At 56.1% G+C, this 19,566-nt stretch carries 15 protein-coding genes, 1 tRNA gene and 3 pseudogenes; 13 read left to right on the top strand and 6 right to left on the bottom strand.

Annotated elements, in window-relative coordinates:
- Together ychF and AO242_RS23175 are read left to right on the top strand one after the other, a co-directional pair.
- Positions 1–1,101 (top strand): redox-regulated ATPase YchF, encoded by a 1,101-nt coding sequence (gene ychF / locus AO242_RS23170; RefSeq protein WP_099270509.1) that lies wholly within the window; start codon positions 1–3, stop codon positions 1,099–1,101.
- Between the two features lie 226 nt (positions 1,102–1,327).
- On the top strand, positions 1,328–2,563 hold the full coding sequence (locus AO242_RS23175) for a M20/M25/M40 family metallo-hydrolase (protein WP_099270510.1): 1,236 nt from the start codon (positions 1,328–1,330) through the stop codon (positions 2,561–2,563).
- Between the two features lie 207 nt (positions 2,564–2,770).
- Here the strand turns inward: AO242_RS23175 and AO242_RS23180 are convergent, their stop codons facing one another.
- Complete coding sequence (locus AO242_RS23180) at positions 2,771–3,679, bottom strand: LysR family transcriptional regulator (protein ID WP_027902863.1); 909 nt, start codon at positions 3,677–3,679, stop codon at positions 2,771–2,773.
- 145 nt (positions 3,680–3,824) lie between these two features.
- Between AO242_RS23180 and AO242_RS23185 the strand changes: the two genes are divergently transcribed.
- From AO242_RS23185 to AO242_RS23195, 3 genes are read left to right on the top strand one after another with little or no spacing between them, the layout of a single operon-like run.
- Positions 3,825–4,715 carry an NAD(P)-dependent oxidoreductase gene (locus AO242_RS23185; protein WP_099270511.1) on the top strand — a complete coding sequence of 297 codons (891 nt, stop codon included), beginning with the start codon at positions 3,825–3,827 and terminating at the stop codon, positions 4,713–4,715.
- Between the two features lie 3 nt (positions 4,716–4,718).
- Complete coding sequence (locus AO242_RS23190; RefSeq protein ID WP_099270512.1) at positions 4,719–6,236, top strand: aldehyde dehydrogenase family protein; 1,518 nt, start codon at positions 4,719–4,721, stop codon at positions 6,234–6,236.
- Between the two features lie 5 nt (positions 6,237–6,241).
- The gene (locus AO242_RS23195; protein WP_099270513.1) at positions 6,242–7,399 is read left to right on the top strand and encodes a M20 aminoacylase family protein; all 1,158 of its coding nucleotides are present in this window, start codon (positions 6,242–6,244) and stop codon (positions 7,397–7,399) included.
- A 105-nt stretch (positions 7,400–7,504) separates the two neighbouring features.
- On the opposite strand, the gene AO242_RS23200 is transcribed toward AO242_RS23195, so the two are convergent.
- A complete protein-coding gene (locus AO242_RS23200) occupies positions 7,505–8,881 on the bottom strand; it encodes an L-serine ammonia-lyase (RefSeq protein WP_099270514.1) in 1,377 nt (458 codons plus the stop codon).
- Between the two features lie 127 nt (positions 8,882–9,008).
- On the opposite strand from AO242_RS23200, the gene AO242_RS23205 reads away from it, so the two are divergent.
- Positions 9,009–9,923, top strand: a complete 915-nt coding sequence (locus AO242_RS23205) for a LysR substrate-binding domain-containing protein (protein WP_099270515.1) — start codon at positions 9,009–9,011, stop codon at positions 9,921–9,923.
- A gap of 226 nt (positions 9,924–10,149) precedes the next feature.
- On the opposite strand, the gene AO242_RS23210 is transcribed toward AO242_RS23205, so the two are convergent.
- Entirely contained in the window at positions 10,150–11,478 is a 1,329-nt protein-coding gene (locus AO242_RS23210; RefSeq protein WP_099270516.1) for a DUF3100 domain-containing protein, read from the bottom strand.
- Positions 11,479–11,989: 511 nt separating this feature from the next.
- On the bottom strand, positions 11,990–14,047 hold the full coding sequence (locus AO242_RS23220; protein WP_099270517.1) for a methyl-accepting chemotaxis protein: 2,058 nt from the start codon (positions 14,045–14,047) through the stop codon (positions 11,990–11,992).
- Positions 14,048–14,341: 294 nt separating this feature from the next.
- Between AO242_RS23220 and AO242_RS23225 the strand changes: the two genes are divergently transcribed.
- From AO242_RS23225 to AO242_RS29835, 6 genes and pseudogenes are all read left to right on the top strand, one after another.
- The gene (locus tag AO242_RS23225) at positions 14,342–15,463 is read left to right on the top strand and encodes a J domain-containing protein (protein ID WP_099270518.1); all 1,122 of its coding nucleotides are present in this window, start codon (positions 14,342–14,344) and stop codon (positions 15,461–15,463) included.
- A gap of 121 nt (positions 15,464–15,584) precedes the next feature.
- Positions 15,585–15,661: transfer RNA gene (locus tag AO242_RS23230), tRNA-Met, on the top strand.
- 271 nt (positions 15,662–15,932) lie between these two features.
- A pseudogene (locus tag AO242_RS23235) lies at positions 15,933–16,343 on the top strand (Fic family protein); the annotation flags it as partial.
- Positions 16,344–16,393: 50 nt separating this feature from the next.
- Positions 16,394–16,597 (top strand): hypothetical protein, encoded by a 204-nt coding sequence (locus tag AO242_RS23240; RefSeq protein WP_099270519.1) that lies wholly within the window; start codon positions 16,394–16,396, stop codon positions 16,595–16,597.
- Positions 16,597–16,941 carry a hypothetical protein gene (locus AO242_RS23245; RefSeq protein ID WP_099270520.1) on the top strand — a complete coding sequence of 115 codons (345 nt, stop codon included), beginning with the start codon at positions 16,597–16,599 and terminating at the stop codon, positions 16,939–16,941. The genes AO242_RS23240 and AO242_RS23245 overlap by 1 nt, the downstream gene beginning before the upstream one ends.
- A 126-nt stretch (positions 16,942–17,067) precedes the next feature.
- Positions 17,068–17,267 (top strand): annotated as a pseudogene (locus tag AO242_RS29835) (IS5/IS1182 family transposase); the annotation flags it as partial.
- 45 nt (positions 17,268–17,312) lie between these two features.
- Here the strand turns inward: AO242_RS29835 and AO242_RS23250 are convergent.
- Complete coding sequence (locus AO242_RS23250; RefSeq protein WP_099270521.1) at positions 17,313–17,759, bottom strand: hypothetical protein; 447 nt, start codon at positions 17,757–17,759, stop codon at positions 17,313–17,315.
- Positions 17,756–18,153, bottom strand: a pseudogene (locus AO242_RS29840) (hypothetical protein). The gene AO242_RS23250 and the pseudogene AO242_RS29840 overlap by 4 nt, the downstream one beginning before the upstream one ends.
- A gap of 474 nt (positions 18,154–18,627) precedes the next feature.
- On the opposite strand from AO242_RS29840, the gene AO242_RS23260 reads away from it, so the two are divergent.
- The gene (locus AO242_RS23260) at positions 18,628–19,362 is read left to right on the top strand and encodes a hypothetical protein (RefSeq protein WP_099270522.1); all 735 of its coding nucleotides are present in this window, start codon (positions 18,628–18,630) and stop codon (positions 19,360–19,362) included.
- The last annotated feature ends 204 nt before the right edge of the window (positions 19,363–19,566 follow it).

Genomic DNA, 19,566 nt, shown 5'->3' on the forward strand with positions numbered 1-19,566 from the left:
ATGGGCTTCAATTGCGGCATCGTCGGCCTGCCCAACGTCGGCAAATCCACTCTGTTCAACGCCCTGACCAAGTCCGGTATTGCAGCGGAGAACTTCCCCTTCTGCACCATCGAACCGAACAGCGGCATCGTGGCCATGCCAGACCCACGCCTTGCGGCATTGGCGGCCATCGTCAATCCCAAGCGCATCCTGCCGACCACCATGGAATTCGTCGACATCGCGGGCCTGGTAGCCGGTGCGTCCAAAGGTGAAGGCCTGGGCAACAAGTTCCTCGCCAACATCCGCGAGACCGACGCTATCGCTCACGTGGTTCGCTGCTTCGAAGACGACAACGTGATTCACGTTTCCAACAGCGTCGACCCGAAGCGCGATATCGAAATCATCGACCTGGAACTGATCTTTGCCGACCTCGACAGCTGTGAAAAACAGCTGCAGAAAGTCACGCGCAACGCCAAGGGCGGCGACAAGGATGCAGTGGTTCAGAAAGGCCTGCTGGAGCAGTTGATCGCTCACTTCACCGAAGGCAAGCCAGCCCGCAGCCTGATGAAGAACATGAACGCTGACGAAAAAGCAGTGATTCGTGGCTTCCACCTGCTGACCACCAAGCCGGTCATGTACATCGCCAACGTTGCCGAAGACGGTTTCGAGAACAACCCGCTACTGGACGTCGTTCGCGCCATCGCCGAAGAAGAAGGCGCAATGCTGGTACCTGTCTGCAACAAGATCGAAGCGGAAATCGCTGAACTCGATGACGGCGAAGAAAAGGACATGTTCCTCGAAGCGCTGGGCTTTGAAGAGCCAGGCCTGAACCGCGTGATCCGCGCAGGCTACGAAATGCTGCACCTGCAGACCTACTTCACAGCTGGCGTTGAAGAAGTCCGCGCCTGGACCGTACGTGTCGGTGCCACAGCACCACAAGCCGCTGGCGTGATTCACACAGACTTCGAAAAAGGCTTCATCCGCGCCGAGTGCATCGCCTACAACGACTTCATCCAGTACAAGGGTGAAGCCGGTGCCAAGGAAGCCGGCAAATGGCGTCTGGAAGGCAAGGACTACATCGTCAAAGACGGCGACGTGCTGCACTTCCGCTTTAACGTCTGATCGGAGTGTTCAGTTTCAGGTGTGTCTGAAGCACTGAGAAACCGACCAACCCTCATTAAAACCGCGCCTTTGCGCGGTTTTTTTGTTTCTTCATCACCAAAAAAGTCCTGTCCCCCAGTGCCGGCGACCAGGCGTGGACTTTTCTCGGTACCAAGGTCGAAGGGTACAAAAAAAACCGGTCAAGTGTTACAAAAGCTTCTCTTGAACACCATCTGAGGGATCCAGCATGTTCGTTCGTAGTACCGCTCTGGCGGCCGCCGTCGCCGCCACCCTGCTCTGTTCATCGACATTCGCCGTCCAAGTGCCTCCAAAGCAACTCCTCAAAAACGCCGAAGCCGAACAGAAGGCTTATCTGGCGACCGTTGAACAACTCGTAGATATCGATACCGGTACCGGCCAGGCGCCAGGGCTCAAGACCGTCAGGGAAATGCTCGTAAAACGCCTCGAAGCATTGGGGGCAACGGTGCAGACCACCCCAGCTTCGCCATCAACGGGCGATAACATCGTCGGTACGATCAAGGGCAATGGCAGCAAATCATTCTTGCTGATGATTCACTACGACACGGTGTTTGGGCCGGGTACGGCGGCCAAGCGGCCATTCAAGGTGGAAGGCGAACGTGCCTTTGGGCCGGGTGTAGCAGACGCCAAAGGTGGCGTGGCCATGGTCCTGCATTCACTCAAGCTTTTGCAGGATCAAAAGTTCAAGGACTTCGGCACCATCACCGTGCTGTTCAACCCGGACGAGGAAATGGGCTCGGCGGGCTCGAAAAAGACCATCGCCGAACTGGCTCGTAAACACGACTACGTATTCTCCTACGAGCCGCCTGACACGGATGCGGTAACGGTAGCCACCAACGGCATCAACGGCGTGTTCGTGGAGGTCAAAGGCAAGTCATCCCACGCAGGCTCCGCTCCTGAAGCGGGCCGCAATGCGGCAATGGAGCTGGCCCATCAACTGGTCCAGCTCAAGGACCTGGGTGACAAGGCCAAGGGCACCACAGTGAACTGGACGATGATCAACGCCGGTACCAAGCGCAATATCATCCCGGACAGCGCCGTTGCTGAGGGTGACATGCGCTACTCGGACCTCGGCGAGTCAGACCGTGTGCTTGGCGATGGTCAACGTATCGCGCAGAGCAAAATGATCGATGGGACTCAGGTGACTTTTCGTATGGACAAAGGCCGCCCGCCACTGGTGAAGAACCCTGCCACCGAAGACCTGGCTAAATTGGCGAAGACGCTATACGGCGAGATCGGTCGCAACATCGAGCCGATCGCCATGCGCTTCGGTACCGATGCCGGTTATGCCTATGTGCCCGACAGCCAGAAGCCTGCGGTGCTGGAAACCATGGGCGTGGTTGGCGCCGGGTTGCACTCCGAGGACGAATACATAGACCTGTCGAGCATCGCGCCGAGGCTTTACCTGACGACGGCGATGATTATGCAACTGTCTGGAAAGTAGTCGTCAGTACACATAAAAGCCACGGTTGACCTCGGACCTATTGGAGATCGCGCAGCAAACATTGGGTCTTGTAGGAGCGAGCTTGCTCGCGATAGCGGTTGAATTGTTGAGAAATTATCGCCTGACCAAACGCTATCGCGAGCAAGCTCACTCCTACAAAAAAACTTTTGAATCCAAATAGTTATTCTATGTTTTTTGCGGTGGCCATCACTTCCCATTAAACGCCGTCATGTCCTGCTGCAACAGTCCCAGCAATCGGCTCGAACCAACGCTCAACTGCCTGCCCAACCGGCTGATGATATGCACCTGTGACTCGCTGAACACTTGGGATTCCAATGGCAATGCTATGAGCTTGCCGCTCGCCAGTTCGTCCACCACCACGAACGTCGGCAACAGGGTTACACCGCCGCTCATGGCAAAGCGTTTGAGCATGGCGAAGGTGTTGCAGGTCAGGGTTGGCATCAGGGAAACGCCGCACTGCTGTTCGGCCTGAGTCAGGATCTGACGGATGCCGTAGGAAACCCCGAGTAGACCCAATCGGTAGCTGTCCAGATCTTTCAACGGGATCGGCCCGTCATGCTGCGCCAAAGGATGGTCGGGGCTGACCATCACGCAGACCGGCTGTTTCTGGTGGGCGTGGGAGCGAATCTTCGGGTCTGCGGGTGGGTTGAACACCAGGCCGATGTGCGCCTCGTCTTCTACTACCTGACGGATTACTTCATTGGTGCCACACACGTTCACTTGCAGTTCGACCTTGGGGTACAGCGTCGAGAATTTTGTCAGCGGCTCGGTCAGGCCATCGATAAACCCTTCACCAATCGCCAACACCACCGAACCACTCTGCAAACCGCGCAACGCTTGCAGCGACTCCAGTAAAACCTCTTGCTGAGAAAGTCGCTGACGATAGTAAGCCAGCACGCGATCCCCCGCCTCAGTCGGCTTAACGCCACGACGATGACGCTCCAGCAAGGGTGCGCCCAGCTCATGCTCCAACTGGGCGATCTGCCGACTGACTGCAGACGGCGCAACGTCGAGAAAATCCGCCGCTGCACGAACACTGCCCAGTCGTACGGCCTCGAAGAAATAAAGAATGCGTCGATCCTGAACCAGACTCATGGGCCACCTGCGTTGCTTTCAACGCAACAAAAATGAATTTGGTGATTATTGCTGTGTGTGCAGAGCGGTGTCCATACTCGGTTCATCTGCCGATAACCATTGACGGTGCGACGTAGCCTGTCAACCAGCTGAGCGAGCATTCTGAATGACTTTAAAAGTAGGCGTGATTGGACTGGGCAACATGGGCGGCGGCATGGCTGCAACCCTGGCCAGCAAAGGCTTTGACGTAAGCGGCTTTGACCTTTCACAGGCAGCACTGGAAATTGCCGAGAGCAAAGGCGTCAAACCAGTCGCTGACCGCACCGCACTGATCAAACAGGTCGACGTGCTGATCCTGTCATTACCAAAAGCAGAACACGTTGAACTGGTTTGCCTGGGCGCTGAAGGCGTACTGCAACACGGCAACGCTGGCCTGATCGTGGTCGACACCACCACCTCGACACCGGAAGCCAGCCGCAAGGTGGCCGCTGCTCTGCTGCAAAAGAGCATTGGCTTCATCGACGCACCGGTTTCTGGCGGCCCTAAAGGTGCAGCCACCGGCACTATGTCCATGGTCATCGGCGCAGAAGACGCAGACCTGGAAAAAGTATTGCCGGTACTCGAAGGCATGAGCGGCACACGGGTTCACGTCGGCAAATGCGGCGCGGGCAACGTTGCCAAGATCGCCAACAACATGCTCGCCGCCTGCCACCTGATCAGCACCGCAGAAGCCGTGAGCATGGCTGCCAAAGCGGGCGTCGATCCGGAAAAACTGATGCTCGGCCTTAATGCCGGTTCCGGCCGCAGTGGCGCCACCCAAGTGATGTTCCCGACCTGGGTACTGAACAAAACCTACAACTCCGGCTTCACCATGGGTTTGATGCGCAAGGACGTCGGCCTGGCCAGCGATCTGGCTGATAGCCTGGATATGGACCTGCCATTGGCGCGCATCGTCGCCCAACTGTGGGCCGCCAGCAGCGAAACGCTGCCGGACGGTGAAGACTTCAACTGCATCGTCCAGCGGACCGATGCCCAGCTGTTCGGCAAAGGGGAATAACCGATGAGCACGCAAAAACTGCTGGACTTGATGCGCCCGTACTGGGGCGACCGCAACACAGTAGCCAGCTACGTTGGCGGCGAATTCGTAGAAGGCCATGGCGAGCCGGTGGAAGTGCGCAACGCCCACGACGACAGCCTGATGTTGAGCTTTCCCGATGCCGACGCATCACTGGTGGCAACCATCGATGCCGCGGCGAAAACCGCCCAGTCCCAATGGGCAGCCCTGACTGCTCAGGCCCGTGGCCGCTTGATGTATCAGGTCGGCGCGCTGATTCGTGAGGAAGCCGCCAATCTGGCGCAGATCGAATCCATCACCGCCAACAAGCCAATCCGCGATGCCAACGTTGAAGTCGCGAAAGTCGCCGAAATGTTCGAGTACTACGCCGGTTGGGCCGACAAGCTGCATGGCGAAGTCATCCCGGTGCCGACCTCGCACCTCAACTACGTAACCTACGAGCCGCTGGGCACGGTGCTGCAAATCACCCCATGGAACGCGCCGATTTTCACCTGCGGCTGGCAGATCGCTCCGGCGATCACTGCTGGCAACGCCGTGATCCTCAAGCCGTCCGAGCTGACTGCTTTGTCTTCGCTGGTGGTCGCGGTGCTGATCGAGCGCGCCGGTGTGCCAAAAGGTCTGGTCAACGTCGTGGCCGGTTTCGGTCACACCATTGGCCAAGCGCTGATCGCCAAGGCTGATATCCGCAAAGTAGTCTTCGTAGGCTCCCCCGCCACCGGTCGTCACATCGCGACTGCCGCCGCGCAACGTTGCATTCCTTGCGTGCTGGAGCTGGGTGGCAAGTCAGCGAACATCGTCTTTGAAGACGCTGATCTGGAGGTTGCCCTGCGCGGCGCTCAGGCCGCGATTTTCTCCGGAGCTGGTCAAAGCTGCGTATCCGGTTCACGCCTGCTGGTGCAGGAATCGATCTTCGAGCGTTTCACCACTGCCCTGGCCGCAGCCGGTAAACAATTCAAGGTAGGCGACCCAAGCGACCCTGAAACACAGATCGGCCCGATCAACAACGCCAAGCAATATGCACACGTAAAGAGCATGGTCGAAAACGCGCTCCAGGATGGTGCAAAGCTGGTGGGTGTCGATGCTGATCCGCTGCCGAACGTGCCGGGCTATTACGTCAACCCAACCGTGCTGGCGGGTGACAATGCACTGAACTGCGCGCAGGACGAAATCTTCGGTCCGGTGGTCGTAGCGATTCCGTTCAAAGATGAAGCAGAAGCGATCCGTATTGCCAACGACAGCCGCTTCGGTCTGGCAGGCGCGGTATGGACGCGCGATGTTGGCCGCGCCCACCGCGTCGCCAAACAAGTGCGCGCCGGGACCTTCTGGGTCAACGGTTACAAGACCATCCACGTCAGCTCGCCTTTCGGCGGCTACGGTGACAGCGGCTACGGTCGTTCGTCGGGCCTCGACGCACTGCGCGAATACAGCGAAGTCAAAAGCGTCTGGGTCGAAACGGCTGCCGTACCTGCGGTCAGCTTCGGTTACGGCGCGAGCCTGGAGTGAATCTGATGAAGCTATCCCAAACGTTGATCGAAGACGCCACGGTATGGCGTCGCGACTTCCACTCGGCCCCGGAACTGGGCTTTGAAGAACTGCGCACCTCCGAGCGGGTTGCGCAGTTGCTCGAAAGCTTTGGCATTGAAGTGCATCGCGGCCTGGGCGGCACGGGCGTGGTGGGTACCTTGCGCACCGGCGAAGGCCCAAGTATCGGCATTCGTGCCGACATGGATGCCTTGCCGATTCAGGAGCTGGGTACCCACTCCCACGCGTCGACGCACAAAGGCTGCATGCATGCCTGTGGTCACGACGGCCATACCGCGATTCTGCTGGCCACCGCTCGCCACCTGAGCGAGACCCGCAACTTCAAAGGCACCGTGTATTTCGTGTTCCAACCCGCGGAAGAAAACCTCGGCGGCGCAGGCAAAATGATTGATGACGGCTTGTTCGAGCGCTTCCCGATGGACGCCATCTACGGCCTGCACAATTGGCCGGGCGCCCCTGCCGGGCAGGTGATCATCAATCCGGGGCCAATGATGGCTTCGCTGGACACCTTCGAAATCACCCTGACCGGCAAAGGCAGTCATGCTGCCATGCCGGATAAAGGCGCCGACCCGATTGTTGCCGCTGCGCAGTTGGTGCTGGGCCTGCAGACCATCGTATCCCGCCGCCTTTCGCCACTGGACTCAGCAGTGGTCAGCATCACTCAGTTCAACGCCGGTGAAGCGATCAACGTGATTCCGGAAACGGCGGTGCTGCGCGGTACGGTGCGCTGCCTGCAAACCCCGGTGCGTGACAAGGTCGAGAAGTTGATTGGCGAGTTCGTCGAGCAACTGCCAGTCGCGTTTGGCGTGACAGGCAAGCTGGCTTACAAAGTGGGCTATCCGGTCACCGAGAACAACGTCGATGCAGCGGCCACGATTCGTCGTGCAGCCATCACGGCGGTGGGTGAGGAAAACGTGCAGTGGGGTTGTAACCCGTCCATGGCGTCCGAAGATTTCGCCTACATGCTCCAGGCTCGCCCCGGCGCTTACATCTGGCTGGGCGTGGACGGTGAAAAACCATCAGCGGCGTTGCACAACCCGTACTACGACTTCAACGATCAAGTGATCGGCGCAGGCGTGGCGGTGTGGACGAAGCTGGTGGAACAGGAATTGGCTGCGAGCTAACACAACACTGTTGGAGCGAGGCTTGCCCGCGAATGGGCCTATCAGGCGACATCTTCGTCAACTGACCTGGCGCCTTCGCGGGCAAGCCTCGCTCCAACAAAATCCTCAGCACTCCACCCACTTCACCGCCAACCCACCGCGTGACGTTTCCTTGTATTTATCAAGCATGTCCGCGCCGGTGTCGCGCATGGTGCGGATGGCCTGGTCCAGGGAGATGAAATGCTCGCCGTCGCCACGCATGGCCATTTGTGCGGCGTTGATCGCTTTCACAGCAGCAATTGCATTGCGCTCGATACAGGGTATTTGCACCAGACCGCCAACCGGGTCGCAGGTCAGGCCCAGGTTATGTTCCAGCCCGATCTCCGCAGCGTTTTCCACCTGCTCAGGCGTCGCGCCAAGAATCTCTGCCAGGCCCGCAGCCGCCATGGCACAAGCAGAACCCACTTCGCCCTGACACCCCACTTCCGCGCCGGAAATCGAAGCGTTCTTCTTGCACAGAATGCCCACCGACGCCGCGCTCAAAAAGAACCGGACGATGTCATCTTCATTGGCATCAGGATTGAATTTCATGAAGTAGTGCAGGACCGCCGGGATGATCCCCGCAGCGCCATTGGTAGGCGCCGTCACCATACGCCCGCCTGCCGCATTCTCTTCGTTGACCGCCAAGGCGAACAGATTGACCCATTCCATGGCGCTGAGGGTCGAGCTGATCACGTTGGGCTTGCCCAGCTCCTGCAAACTGCGATGCAGCCGGAAAGCACGACGCCGCACATTCAGGCCACCGGGCAAGATGCCCTCTTCTCTCAGGCCTTTGTTCACGCAGTCCTGCATGGCGCCCCAGATGTGCAGAATCCGCGAGCGGATTTCCGCTTCGGTGCGCCAGACTTTTTCGTTCTCCATCATCAGCGCAGAAATACTCAGACCGTGCTTTTTGCACAGGCGCAGCAGCTGGGCGCCGCTGGAGAAATCGTAAGGCAGCTCGGTGGTATCGCTGTCCAGAATGCCGCTGGCGGCTTGCTCGGCATCAACGACAAACCCACCGCCGACCGAATAATAAGTCTGCTCATACACTTCACCAGTGGCACCATAGGCGCAGAGCGTCATGCCGTTGGGGTGATAAGGCAGGCTCTCTTCCAGCAGACGCATGTCGCGCTGCCATTCGAAGGTAATGCGCTGTTCGCCGCCGAGCAGCAGAACCTGTTGCTCCAGCACAGCGTCTACACGAGGTGCGACCAGCGCCGGGTCCACCTGATCAGGCCACTCGCCCATCAGGCCGATAACCGTCGCACGGTCACTGCCGTGACCAATGCCGGTGGCCGACAACGAACCATACAAACGTACCTCGACGCGCTCGACCTTGTTCAGCAGATCCAGCTCGCGCAACTGCACGGTGAAGATCGCAGCAGCACGCATGGGTCCGACCGTATGCGAACTGGAGGGGCCGATGCCGATTTTGAACATGTCGAAGACGCTGATAGCCATACGGTTTGCTCGATTCGTGAGAGGCTGTCGCCTCGAAAGACACTTTGTTATGTGCTGGTATTTTTAGGCTCCAGCCAAGCGATCCACAAACGAAACTTCCTAAGCCATGGTTAAGCAGAACTGATAGATGAGCAAAATCCTCAACGCGCAAATGCACGCATGGCTTCAGGTCTTCGCCTGTGCTGCCCGGCACCTGTCGTTTACCCGCTGCGCGGACGAACTGCATGTAACGCCCGGTGCGATCAGCCAACAGATGCGTCAGCTCGAAGAGCGACTGGGGTTTGCGCTGTTCCATCGGGTCGGTCGTGGTCTTGAACTGACCGCCGAAGGGCAGCGGCTGGCCATCGTTGCCAACGAGGTACACAGCCGTATTGATGATGAGTTGAGGCTGTTGCACTCGGGCCGCATCGGCGGCGTGTTCAAGCTGCGCTGCATCCCTTCCTTTCTGAGCAAATGGCTGATGCCGCGCCTGCCGCAACTGGAACAGGCGTTTCCGGACATTCAGCTACGAATCATTGCCGAGGACAGCAGCGGCTCCTTGCGCGATGACGATTTCGACCTGGCCATCGACCTCAACGACGGCAGCTATCCGGGGCTGATGACGACTTCTTTATTGGAGGAAGAGCTGTTCCCGGTCTGCTCGCCCGCGCTGCAAGCTGGCAAGCCACCGCTGGATACTCCCAGCCAGTTGGTGCATTACCCGTTGCTGCACGACATCACCGCCTGGCGCGGCAGCTATGAATACGCCGAGTGGGAGTTTTACCTGAATGCTATCGGCGCTTCAGGCGTTGATGTGCGTCGTGGTCACACGTTCAATCGCAACCACCTGACCATTGAAGCGGCGATCATGGGCATGGGCGTGGCGATTGCGCGCAAGGCGCTGATCACCAACGAACTGGAAGAAGGTTCGCTGATCATCCCGTTCGGCCACCCGATTGCAGCCCGCAAGAAGTATGTATTGGTCTACCGCGAAGGCGCCCTGCAAACCCCGGCACGCAGGGCGGTGCATGACTGGCTGGTGGAGCAGGCAAACCTCGCTTGATCCTTCTCGCGGCTAAAGCCGCTCCTACGACGGATCGCAGAGTTCACACAAATCCGTAGGACCGGCTTTAGCCGGGAGGGCGTCATTCGAGACGAATGAAATGTGGCAAATGATCTATTGCCCTCCCGGCTAAAGCCGGTCCTACGGATCCTGCGAAACCACCACACACAAAAACGCCGGGCAGATTCGATCTGCCCGGCGTTTTTTATTGCCAGCCACTCAATGCTTAGTGAAAGAACTCTGCAATCAGCACAGCACCAATGAACGTACCGAAGTTGGCCAGGAACGACACCAGCACAATGCGCCAGCCCAACAGGCGGAACGCTGGCAGGTCTTTGGCTACCGACAAACCGGCGAACGCCAGCATCGGCGTGATCACGGCAAGCATGTTGATCGAACCCACCATCTGCGCGATTTCTGCGGCCCAAGGGCACGCTGGCGAAGTCATGAACATGGCAACCAGAGACACGGTGCACACCGCCGGGATCTTGCGGCGCAGGGCAACACAGATCATTTCGCCAATGAACACCGCCAGGATCATCACTGCGATACCACCGAAGGCCGCTGGCGACAGCGTCTTGTAGCCGACATAGTTGGCGATCAATGCCAGGGCACCGGCTGCCAGCCAAGCGCTGATCCGACCGCCCCAACCCAGTTCCTTGACCTCAAGGGACACCTGGTCATGCTTCAGACCCGTGCTCATCACCGAAGCCTTGGTCGTACGACCGATGATCGGCTCAAGCACACGGTAGCCCCAGACCGCCAGCGGCAAGGAGATAAACAGCGTGAAGTAAGTGCCAATGGTCGTGGTGATCAGGTTCGACGCGGCGGCAAGCGCCATGACTTCCTTGGCCACTTCCGGGGTCTGCTGCGCCGCAATCGCGCCCGCTGCCGCCGCCATCATGCTGCCGGAACCGATGCCTGAGCCCATCGCCAGCGAGTTGGGATGGAAGATCCCGAGGCTGGTAATGAAGCCTGCAACAACGGCAATGAACAACGCGCCGAACAATGTCCCGGTCAGATACTCGGCCAATACACCGCGACCTTCCGGGGAGTCCATGCCGTAGCGCTCGCCAATGATCGCCAGGCTTGGCTCACGACCGACAGAGAACGTCGCACCAATGGCTTCTCGCTTGATACCCAGCATCAGCGCCACTGGCAGACCGAGAATCACGGTGCCAACAAAGTGGCCAAACTCCTGGAACAACAGCGCCCAGCCTGAAGCAAACACCAGCGGCAAAGAACCGCCGACGACCATGCCCAGTTTGGCGATGAACACCAAAAGCGCCGGTTGCAGGATGGAAGCAGAACGCACCTGATCGCCGAGGCTCAGGCCGATCGGGCCCGGCATACGGCGGCTGAAAATGCCGATGCCCGCGCCGATCAACAGCGCCCAGACCATCGGCAGCAGAACGACTTTGCCAGGGCCGAGGGGAATACTGATCGCACCGATTGCCTCGGCCACCACGAGAATGACCGCTGCCCAGATATACAGTTTTACGGTCGATGAAACGGCACGATTTTCGCCCAGCGTCGCAGCGTGAGAATGTTGCATGGTTGTCCCCTCACCTGTTGACCAATCGTCATGCGACTGGCCAATAGTTGTTGTTTTTTCAGGAGGTGCCGACGGCACCCAGGGCAGATTCAAAAGTCCATGTCAGGCATGGAGACTCGCGTGCTGCGAGCGGAAAAACTTGATGCTCTCGCCTGCTTTATGACGCCCCTTGTGAGGGTTGCTCCGTCAGCAGATCCGGCCTTTCGCCCCCGGCTGGTGGCGTCGGGGTGCAGTTCGAGTATGGGTAGGGAGAGGACACGCACCAATATTACAGAATGAATTTATTGTTGCCTAAAAGAGAACACCAAAAGGCTCCTCTATCCCTTGTTGGAGCGAGGCTTGCCCGCGAACCAGCCGACTCTCTATGCCAGACAAACCGCATTATCGTTCTTCGCGGGCAAGCCTCGCTCCAACAGAGAATACGTTCAATTTGGATGGAGTCGGCACTAGGAGACTCAGCAGACACTTCCCCTCGCCCCCGAATTGCTCGGAGGCGGGTCTCACTCAACCCTCAATCCAGCTGAAAGCGCGACGTGTTATCGCTCAACGCGCGGCTGCCTTTGCTCAACGTATCGGCAGCCTGATTCACAGCCCGCGCACCTTCAAGCAAACGTCCGGCGGCCTGATCGACCTGCTGAATGTTGCCACTGACTTCGTCGGCCGTGCTGGCCTGCTCTTCAACCGCAGTGGAAATCTGCGCCAGGGTATCGGTAACGCCCTGCACAGCGCTGGCGATCTCAACCAGACGCTGACCCAGATCAGTTACCGACTGCGCGTCGTTGACCGCCTGACCACATGCCGACTCCATCAAGCCCACCGCCTGGCTCACTGTGGAGCGCAGGCTATCGACAGTGCTGGCAATTTCCGCTGTAGACACCTGAGTCCGTTGTGACAGGCTGCGAACCTCATCGGCAACCACCGCAAAACCACGCCCCTGCTCACCCGCTCGCGCCGCTTCGATGGCTGCGTTAAGCGCCAACAGGTTGGTCTGCTCGGCGATACCACGAATCGCATCGACTACCGACTGAATCTGTTGCCCTTGCTCACTGACTCGGCCCAACGCCGCAGCGGTGTCCGTCAGGCGTTGATTAAGCTGCTGAATGCTAGTCGTCGTGCGCTGGCTGTCACGGCTGCTTTCCTCAGCGATCTTGCGGGTCTGCCGGGCGCTGTCGGAAGCCTGCTCACAACTTTTCGCCACGCCTTGTGAAGTTGCCGCCAGCTCAGTTGCCGCCGCTGCGATCTGGCTGATCTGGTATTGCTGCTCTTCAACTTCATTCAAGGTGCCGCTGGATTGGGTGTTGAGGGTCAACACCGCACTGCCCAGTTGCTTGGTCTCATGATTCACGCCCAGCAGACTGGTGCGCAACTGCACCACCGCCACGTTCAGTGCCGTGCTGATCGCCGCCAGTTCATCGCGACCTTGCACTTCAACCTGAACACAGAGATTACCGTCACGCAGCGACTCGGCAAGCGTGGTAATGCCGCGAGCACTGCGACGGATCGAGGCTTGCAGGCAGGCGAACAGATACATCGCGGCCAGCAACAAGACGCCAAAGCAGATGCCCATCGGAATGAACTGCATGTTGGATTTCTGGTGGTAATACGCGAGACGGGCGTCCAGCGACTGCAAAGACTGATTACGCAAGTTCGTCAGATCGTTGAGCAACGCATCGACGCTGCGCTCGTACGCAGGGGCATCAAGCTTGATCGTCGCGCCGAACACTCCGTCATCCAGTACCTTCAACTCGTCAGTGAGCCGTTGCATGGTGGCGTTGTAGTTTTCGGCCCACGGTTTCATTTCGGCAGGAAGCTTGGCCTGCAGGAAGTCGCCAGTCTTGATCAGTTGATCCCTGGCATCGCTAATCCGCCCGCGCAGCTCACGCATCTGCAAACGGCTTTGCAGGCTGAACTGCCCGGTGACCACTGACGTCTGGCCAATACTCGCCATACGACCGATACGCTCGACCAGATCAGGGATTTGCTGGGTCGACATCTGCATCAACAGATACGTCTCCAGCCATGGGTCAAGGATCAGGCCGCTGTCCGTCGCAATTTGCTCGCGCAAGGCCTGCACGTTGCCCAAGGCATTGGTGAACCGGTCATAACCATCCGGCCACCAGCCGACGGTGCGCAGGGAGGCGATGTCCATGCCGGTCACCGAGCCCTTCAGCGTGTCGTAACGCTTGAATGCATCAGCGCTGGCTTCTTCTTTTCTGAGCGAGGCCCCAAGCGACTCAAGTGCCTGCGCAATACGCGGGCCTGCGGCGTCCATCGCCGTCATCGCGGCTTTGGCGGCGGGCGTCGGCTCCTTCAGAATGTCAGAGGCCTTCCAGCGCGCAGCATTGTCCCGCTGATGGGAAAGCTCGCTGTCGAGCTGATCCAGTGCCAGCAATTGAGTCACACCCGAGCGCTCGCCCACGATCGTCTCGAGTTTGCTGCGATAGTCCTGGCCGATCATCCAGAGGCTGCCCACCAGCGGCAGCATGAACAGAAGAAACAGCATCTGAAACTTACGCGCGAAGCCAAAACGGCTAAGCATGCGCATACCCGGCGACAAAATACTGTACATGACCGACCTACTCCCCCAGAACACCCGGCAGAAACGGCAGGAGCCATTGCAGATGTCTTCGAAAAACTACTACCGGCAAAATGCCATGTTATTGATTGGATTACGATAGCCGCCCAGCGCTTCTTGATTGGCGCCATTGCAGAAACCGTCAACTTTACGATCACCTAGCAATATTCAGACCGTGTAGGCGATTGCTGTTTTCACCAGTAGGAAGCTTCCCGCTTGGTGGACAGCCGCTACAAAAGTACGTCACCAATGGTTACGCTTTATCATTTCCCGGAGGAGAGACCCCAAATGGTCGGCAAACACCCCCAGCTGAGCGTGGCGCCTCAACCCGCCGGAGCCAAACCCAATCCTCAGCAAAAACGCTTTAATAGCCTGCTGAAAAAGATCGAAACCCACCGCAGCACGCTGGAAGGCTGGAGCACCGCTGAACAGGCGTACACGCAACTCTGGGCTGAAGAGTTCACGCCAGCCGTTGAGCAGCTCAGTGCTGTGCAGCTGGAGTTGCTGCGCACGGTGGACGCCGCCAGCTCGCAGATAAAACTCAGCAAACAAGACCGGGCAACCTTGACTGACATCGTCTGTGGCCTGGTCGAAGACCTCATGGACGAATCGCATCCTGACAGCCAGGAACTCAAGGAGATTTTTGCCAGGCATTCCGGCGAAGACTTCGACGACGTTCAGCAAGAGGAACTGGCGCACTTCAAAGCGCATATGGAGCATAAGTTTGATCTCGACCTCTCGGACGGTGATCACATCACCTCTGAACATGAGTTTGTCGAATTCCTGCAAGAGAAACTGTCGAGCTACGCCGATGCCGCCGACCGCGATGAGCAGCTCTCAGAACCGCCGAAAAAGTCAGCCCATGAACGGCGCAAAGAAGAGGACCAAGCCAAGAGTAGCCAATCCGTACGTGAGGTCTATCGCAAACTCGCCAGCGCCCTCCATCCCGACCGGGAAACGGACGAACACGAGCGTGCGCGCAAAACCGACCTCATGCAGCGAGTCAACAAGGCCTATGCCGAGAAAGACTTGCTGAGCCTGCTGCAACTGCAACTTGAGATCGAACAGATCGACACGGACCATATCAGCAACCTGCCACTGGAACGCATCAAGCACTACAACCGGGTGCTGGCCGAGCAGGTCAAGGATCTCGAGGAAGAGATCCACGTGCAGAACATGATCTTCAACGGCCGATTCGCCCTCCCTCCGTATGAGACCACCAAGCCCGCGCAGGTCCCACGCAAGTGCAACAAAGTGCTGAACGAGCTGGATGCCGAGCTTTTCGATATGGAACAGGAGGTCGCCTTCCTGCAAGAGTCGCCGAAAAACATCAAAGTCTGGCTGCGCGCGCAACGAAATCAGCTTGACGATATGCTGGACTCAGGCCTGCTGGACGATCTTTTTCGCTAACGGCAACCGGGTTTCGTCCTTGAATAGCGGGGACGAAACCCTAACCGCTTGATCACACGCATAAATTTTTCAGAACAAGGGTTGACACATATCCCTTATCCGCGAATAATGCGCGCCACTTGGCTACATAGCTCAGTTGGTTAGAGCATAGCATTCATAATGCTGGGGTCCGGGGTTCAAGTCCCTGTGTAGCCACCAAGTACCTGCTTCATGACATCATCGATGCTCATGAAGCAACAAGAAGCCCGCCTAGTGCGGGCTTTCTTGTTTCTGGGATTGCTCCTTTTTATCACCCAGATACCTTCCCTCCGCCCTCCTTTCTGACACCTGAGCATTACTCACTTTTGAGTTAGCTCAAGACTGAATTCAAGATAATTTTTAGAGCATGCTGAGCGCATACCCTTTAAATACGCTGATCTCCGGTATTTTTTTCAAGATAACCTTTCTGCCGGTTCGAGATATTTTCTATATGCCCACGTTTACCCATCAAGACCTTGGTCTTCTCAATCCGTCCTTTGACTCGGACCTTGTCGATGTATTGAGCGATCTGGAACATCTGCGCCGCCCAAGGCTTGAAGGCGATACGCCGCCGCAGGTGTTCTATCAAATCAAATCGCTTTTCCATGCACTGGAAAGCCTTGGTTCTGCCCGCATAGAGGGCAATCACACTACTTTGGCGGGCTACATAGATAGCAAGGTAGAAGGCAAGGCTCAGGACACGGACCAACTGCGCGAGGTTGCCAATATTGAAAAGGCGATGGATTACATTGAGGAGATCATGGCTCCCGGCGCGGCGCTGACGAGCAGACGATTCGAGAGCTACACCCGATGACCGTAGACGATCTGGTACGTGAGGGCGACAACGCCCGAAGCCTATCGCATGAAGGTCTGGTGCATGACGGCTTTGGAATATGACTGGCGGCACACCGGTTGAACCAAGACAAATTCCACTGCCTTGGCATTCGCCATGGTTATGAACAACTGGGTGTCACTACGAACAGCCTGGCAGGCTATTACAACTCGTTGACGGACCAGACCATAACTCAAGACATTTGGATTATTATGCCAAAGGACACAGAGGAAGAAAAACCTGGGGCGGCGGTTTTACTTGCAGATAAACCTTTGGAGATGTGATGAATAGCTACAGATCAATACACGAATTATTTAAGAATCTTTCCCTGTTAGATTCGGGGGAGTGGATTTATGCAAAGATAGCTACCTGGAAGAGCAATCCAGAAAATACAGACTTTTACTACATCCCATGCGACTACATCCAAAACCTGGACGATGACGAAATATATCTGGATGAAGAAGACATGGAGATGCCTTTGGCAGTCAGAGGATTAGAGTTGAGAGGCTGGATGTTGGTGAGCTCGCTGAATTATATAGCCAGCAACAATCCACACAGTGGAAAAGACAGCAAATGGATTGTCGAAGAGATCAATTACTATAGGGACAATGATACATATAGAACCTAAAACTTACAGCGCGGAGCAACAAGAATCTTCCATACTCTCCAGACGAGTGTTTAAAATCTGGATTCCGATGACACATTTCTTATTTTTGCAACGTTGGAAGAGGCATCAAGCTAGAAGCAGATATACCGCAAAATCGAGTTGCCGAATGCTCAACTGCGCGCCAAGGTTGAGCATACGTTTCGAGTGATCAACCGCCAGCTTGGTGATACGGAAGTACGCTCCCGAGTGTAGCTGAAAAACGCTGCACAGCAGACCCCGCTGTTTGTTCTTTCCAATCTGCGGGGGTGCGAAAGCGATTACTGAATGCAGGAGAGGTGCGCCTGTAATACGCACAATGAGCGCTGAAAAGCGTTTGTTCGCAGGGAGGGGGATTATTTTTTCGGTATCGATCTTTCAAGTTGATCACCGATGCAGTGGTCAAGGTTCGGGCCGATATAAATAAATCCGGCAATGACTTTCGGTATGGTTTTATCTCCCCAGTATAGAGTCCCACTTGCAGATTCCAAGTCATAGATGTGACTTTCTCCGATTAACTCTCCACTGCGGTTGTCATACAAACGATAAAAACCTGGGTGGCTCCACGATGGCAACATTTTCGGTGGTATATCGTTATTTGGATCAGGTTTTCTATGAAGTATCATGGGTAGCACCCAGAATGGCGCAAAGGTTTCAACTCTATAGCACCCATTGGGGCTAATGTGAGCGTGGCCCAACTTTTTGGCTAACCCTTTTTCCCACCACTCCGATGCAGTCCAGAGACCGCCTGCAATGGACAGATAAGTGAGAAAAAGAGCCCAGCGACGTGACGTTGGTTTCATTTCGGTTTCTCATGGGTGGGTCGATCACGCATGCAATCAGGAACGTTCGGGCCTATAGGGATCAGCCCTGAATACAAGAAACCCGGCCTTCCCCCCAGTCCATTCCCCATGCCCCGGATTCACGATCATAAATCTCGGTCTCTGAAATCAATTTACCGTTTCGATGATCGTACAGTTTGTAAAAACCGGGGCTGCCCCACCAAGAAAACCATTTCAATGATCTAACTCCGTTAAGGTCCGGTTGTGGGTGGAGGATGTCAGGCAGCACCCAAAAGGGCTTGAAAACTTTCAGTCGATAGCACCCGCCGGGGCTGATTAGCGGGGTTCCTGATCTTTTGGCTAGCGCTCTTTCCCACCACTCGGAGGCGGTCCATAGACTGCCAGCTACAATGATAAATTATTCGTTTTTGTGATGTTTTCAAGGCCGCATACCTAGATCAATAGTGATCAAATTTCTTCCACACTGTGTCCGCCAGAAAATGGGCGAAGCAAAACCTGATTTTCGATTGAATCGACGCTTTTTGAAAGCCTGAAGCGTAGCAGCCAGATCAAGCCGCATCAGATATAACACCTGTGCTTTGAGAAAATTATGAAACTTAAATACTTCAAGCACACCACACCACCGTGAGTGACCTTGCTTTAAAAGATAATAAAAAACATGAACACCCAGCTACCAGACAACCGCTGGGCAGATAACTTTGTCAAACCAATTTTGCGGAGTGGCACGCCTCACCCAATAGTCCGCCTGACAACACATTCAAAAAGCTCGAGACATTTGATTTCTTCAAGCGAAATTACTATTGTACCGCTGCCGAAAATGCAATTCATGACCGCACCCCCATTCGTTTTTCACTGGTAGGGATACCCGATGCGCTGCCTTTTAGCACTGAGCTTGTTGTTTTTCCCATTCCTGGCCTCTGCTGCCTCTCCGAACTGCGAAACATACCTGTCGGGCTGGGCTAAAAAATTGCATCCGACGCTAGCCTTTGACAAGCAGCGTTCCGCGTGTAAAACGGCCAATGATGATCCCGACCAGACACTGGCAGTTCTGGTTCTTGAAGAAGAAAGAGTTAAGGTAGAAGACGAGCCTGAAGATTGGGTCACCTATGGCCTTGAGATCATTAGCGCTAAAAAAGGGGTGATAGAGAGCCATGTTTACGAGAGCAATGCTATCGATATTTCTCTGTTCAAGTTTTCCGGACTTAGTCTTGATACGGCCAGCTATCAGCTCACCCCGGGCGCTCATACTTTTGGAGTCATTTTAAAACATGATATGGCGATTGAGCCTCTCACCCGTTCCTTAACACTACTTTATCTGTATACCGATGAAGGAAAAAGGATGCGAAAAATCCTTGAATTGGAAAAAGACATAGCGTCCGCCGAACAAAATCCCGATAGCTGCGCGGGCAGTTTTTCAGAGGCGCACCTTACTCTAAGTATTGGCAACAACAGCAATCACGGGTATGCCGATCTGGAGGTGGCGGAAAAAGTAATCGCTACCGAAAAAACGGATACGGGTAATGGCTGCACTAAAGAAGAAAAGCCTACCTCGAATGAATACGTACTGATCTATAACGGCGAACGCTACAACCCAAAGTATTGATAGATAACTCTCAGCACCGCGGCGGGTTGCGGGCTTTCTTGTTTTTGGCGTTCGCCAATCTCAACACTGCCTCATCTTGCGTGCTCCTATCGCTTTTGATTCCCGACCCAACAGCGCATAACTGTATGGATTGAGGAGCTTTCTGTGGACTGTCCGTCTGGCTGCGAACTCAACCCACGTGAGAGCGAATTTATTCGCGAAGGG

Source organism: Pseudomonas sp. ICMP 561, from assembly GCF_002699985.1.
In the GTDB taxonomy this organism is placed as follows: domain Bacteria; phylum Pseudomonadota; class Gammaproteobacteria; order Pseudomonadales; family Pseudomonadaceae; genus Aquipseudomonas; species Aquipseudomonas quasicaspiana.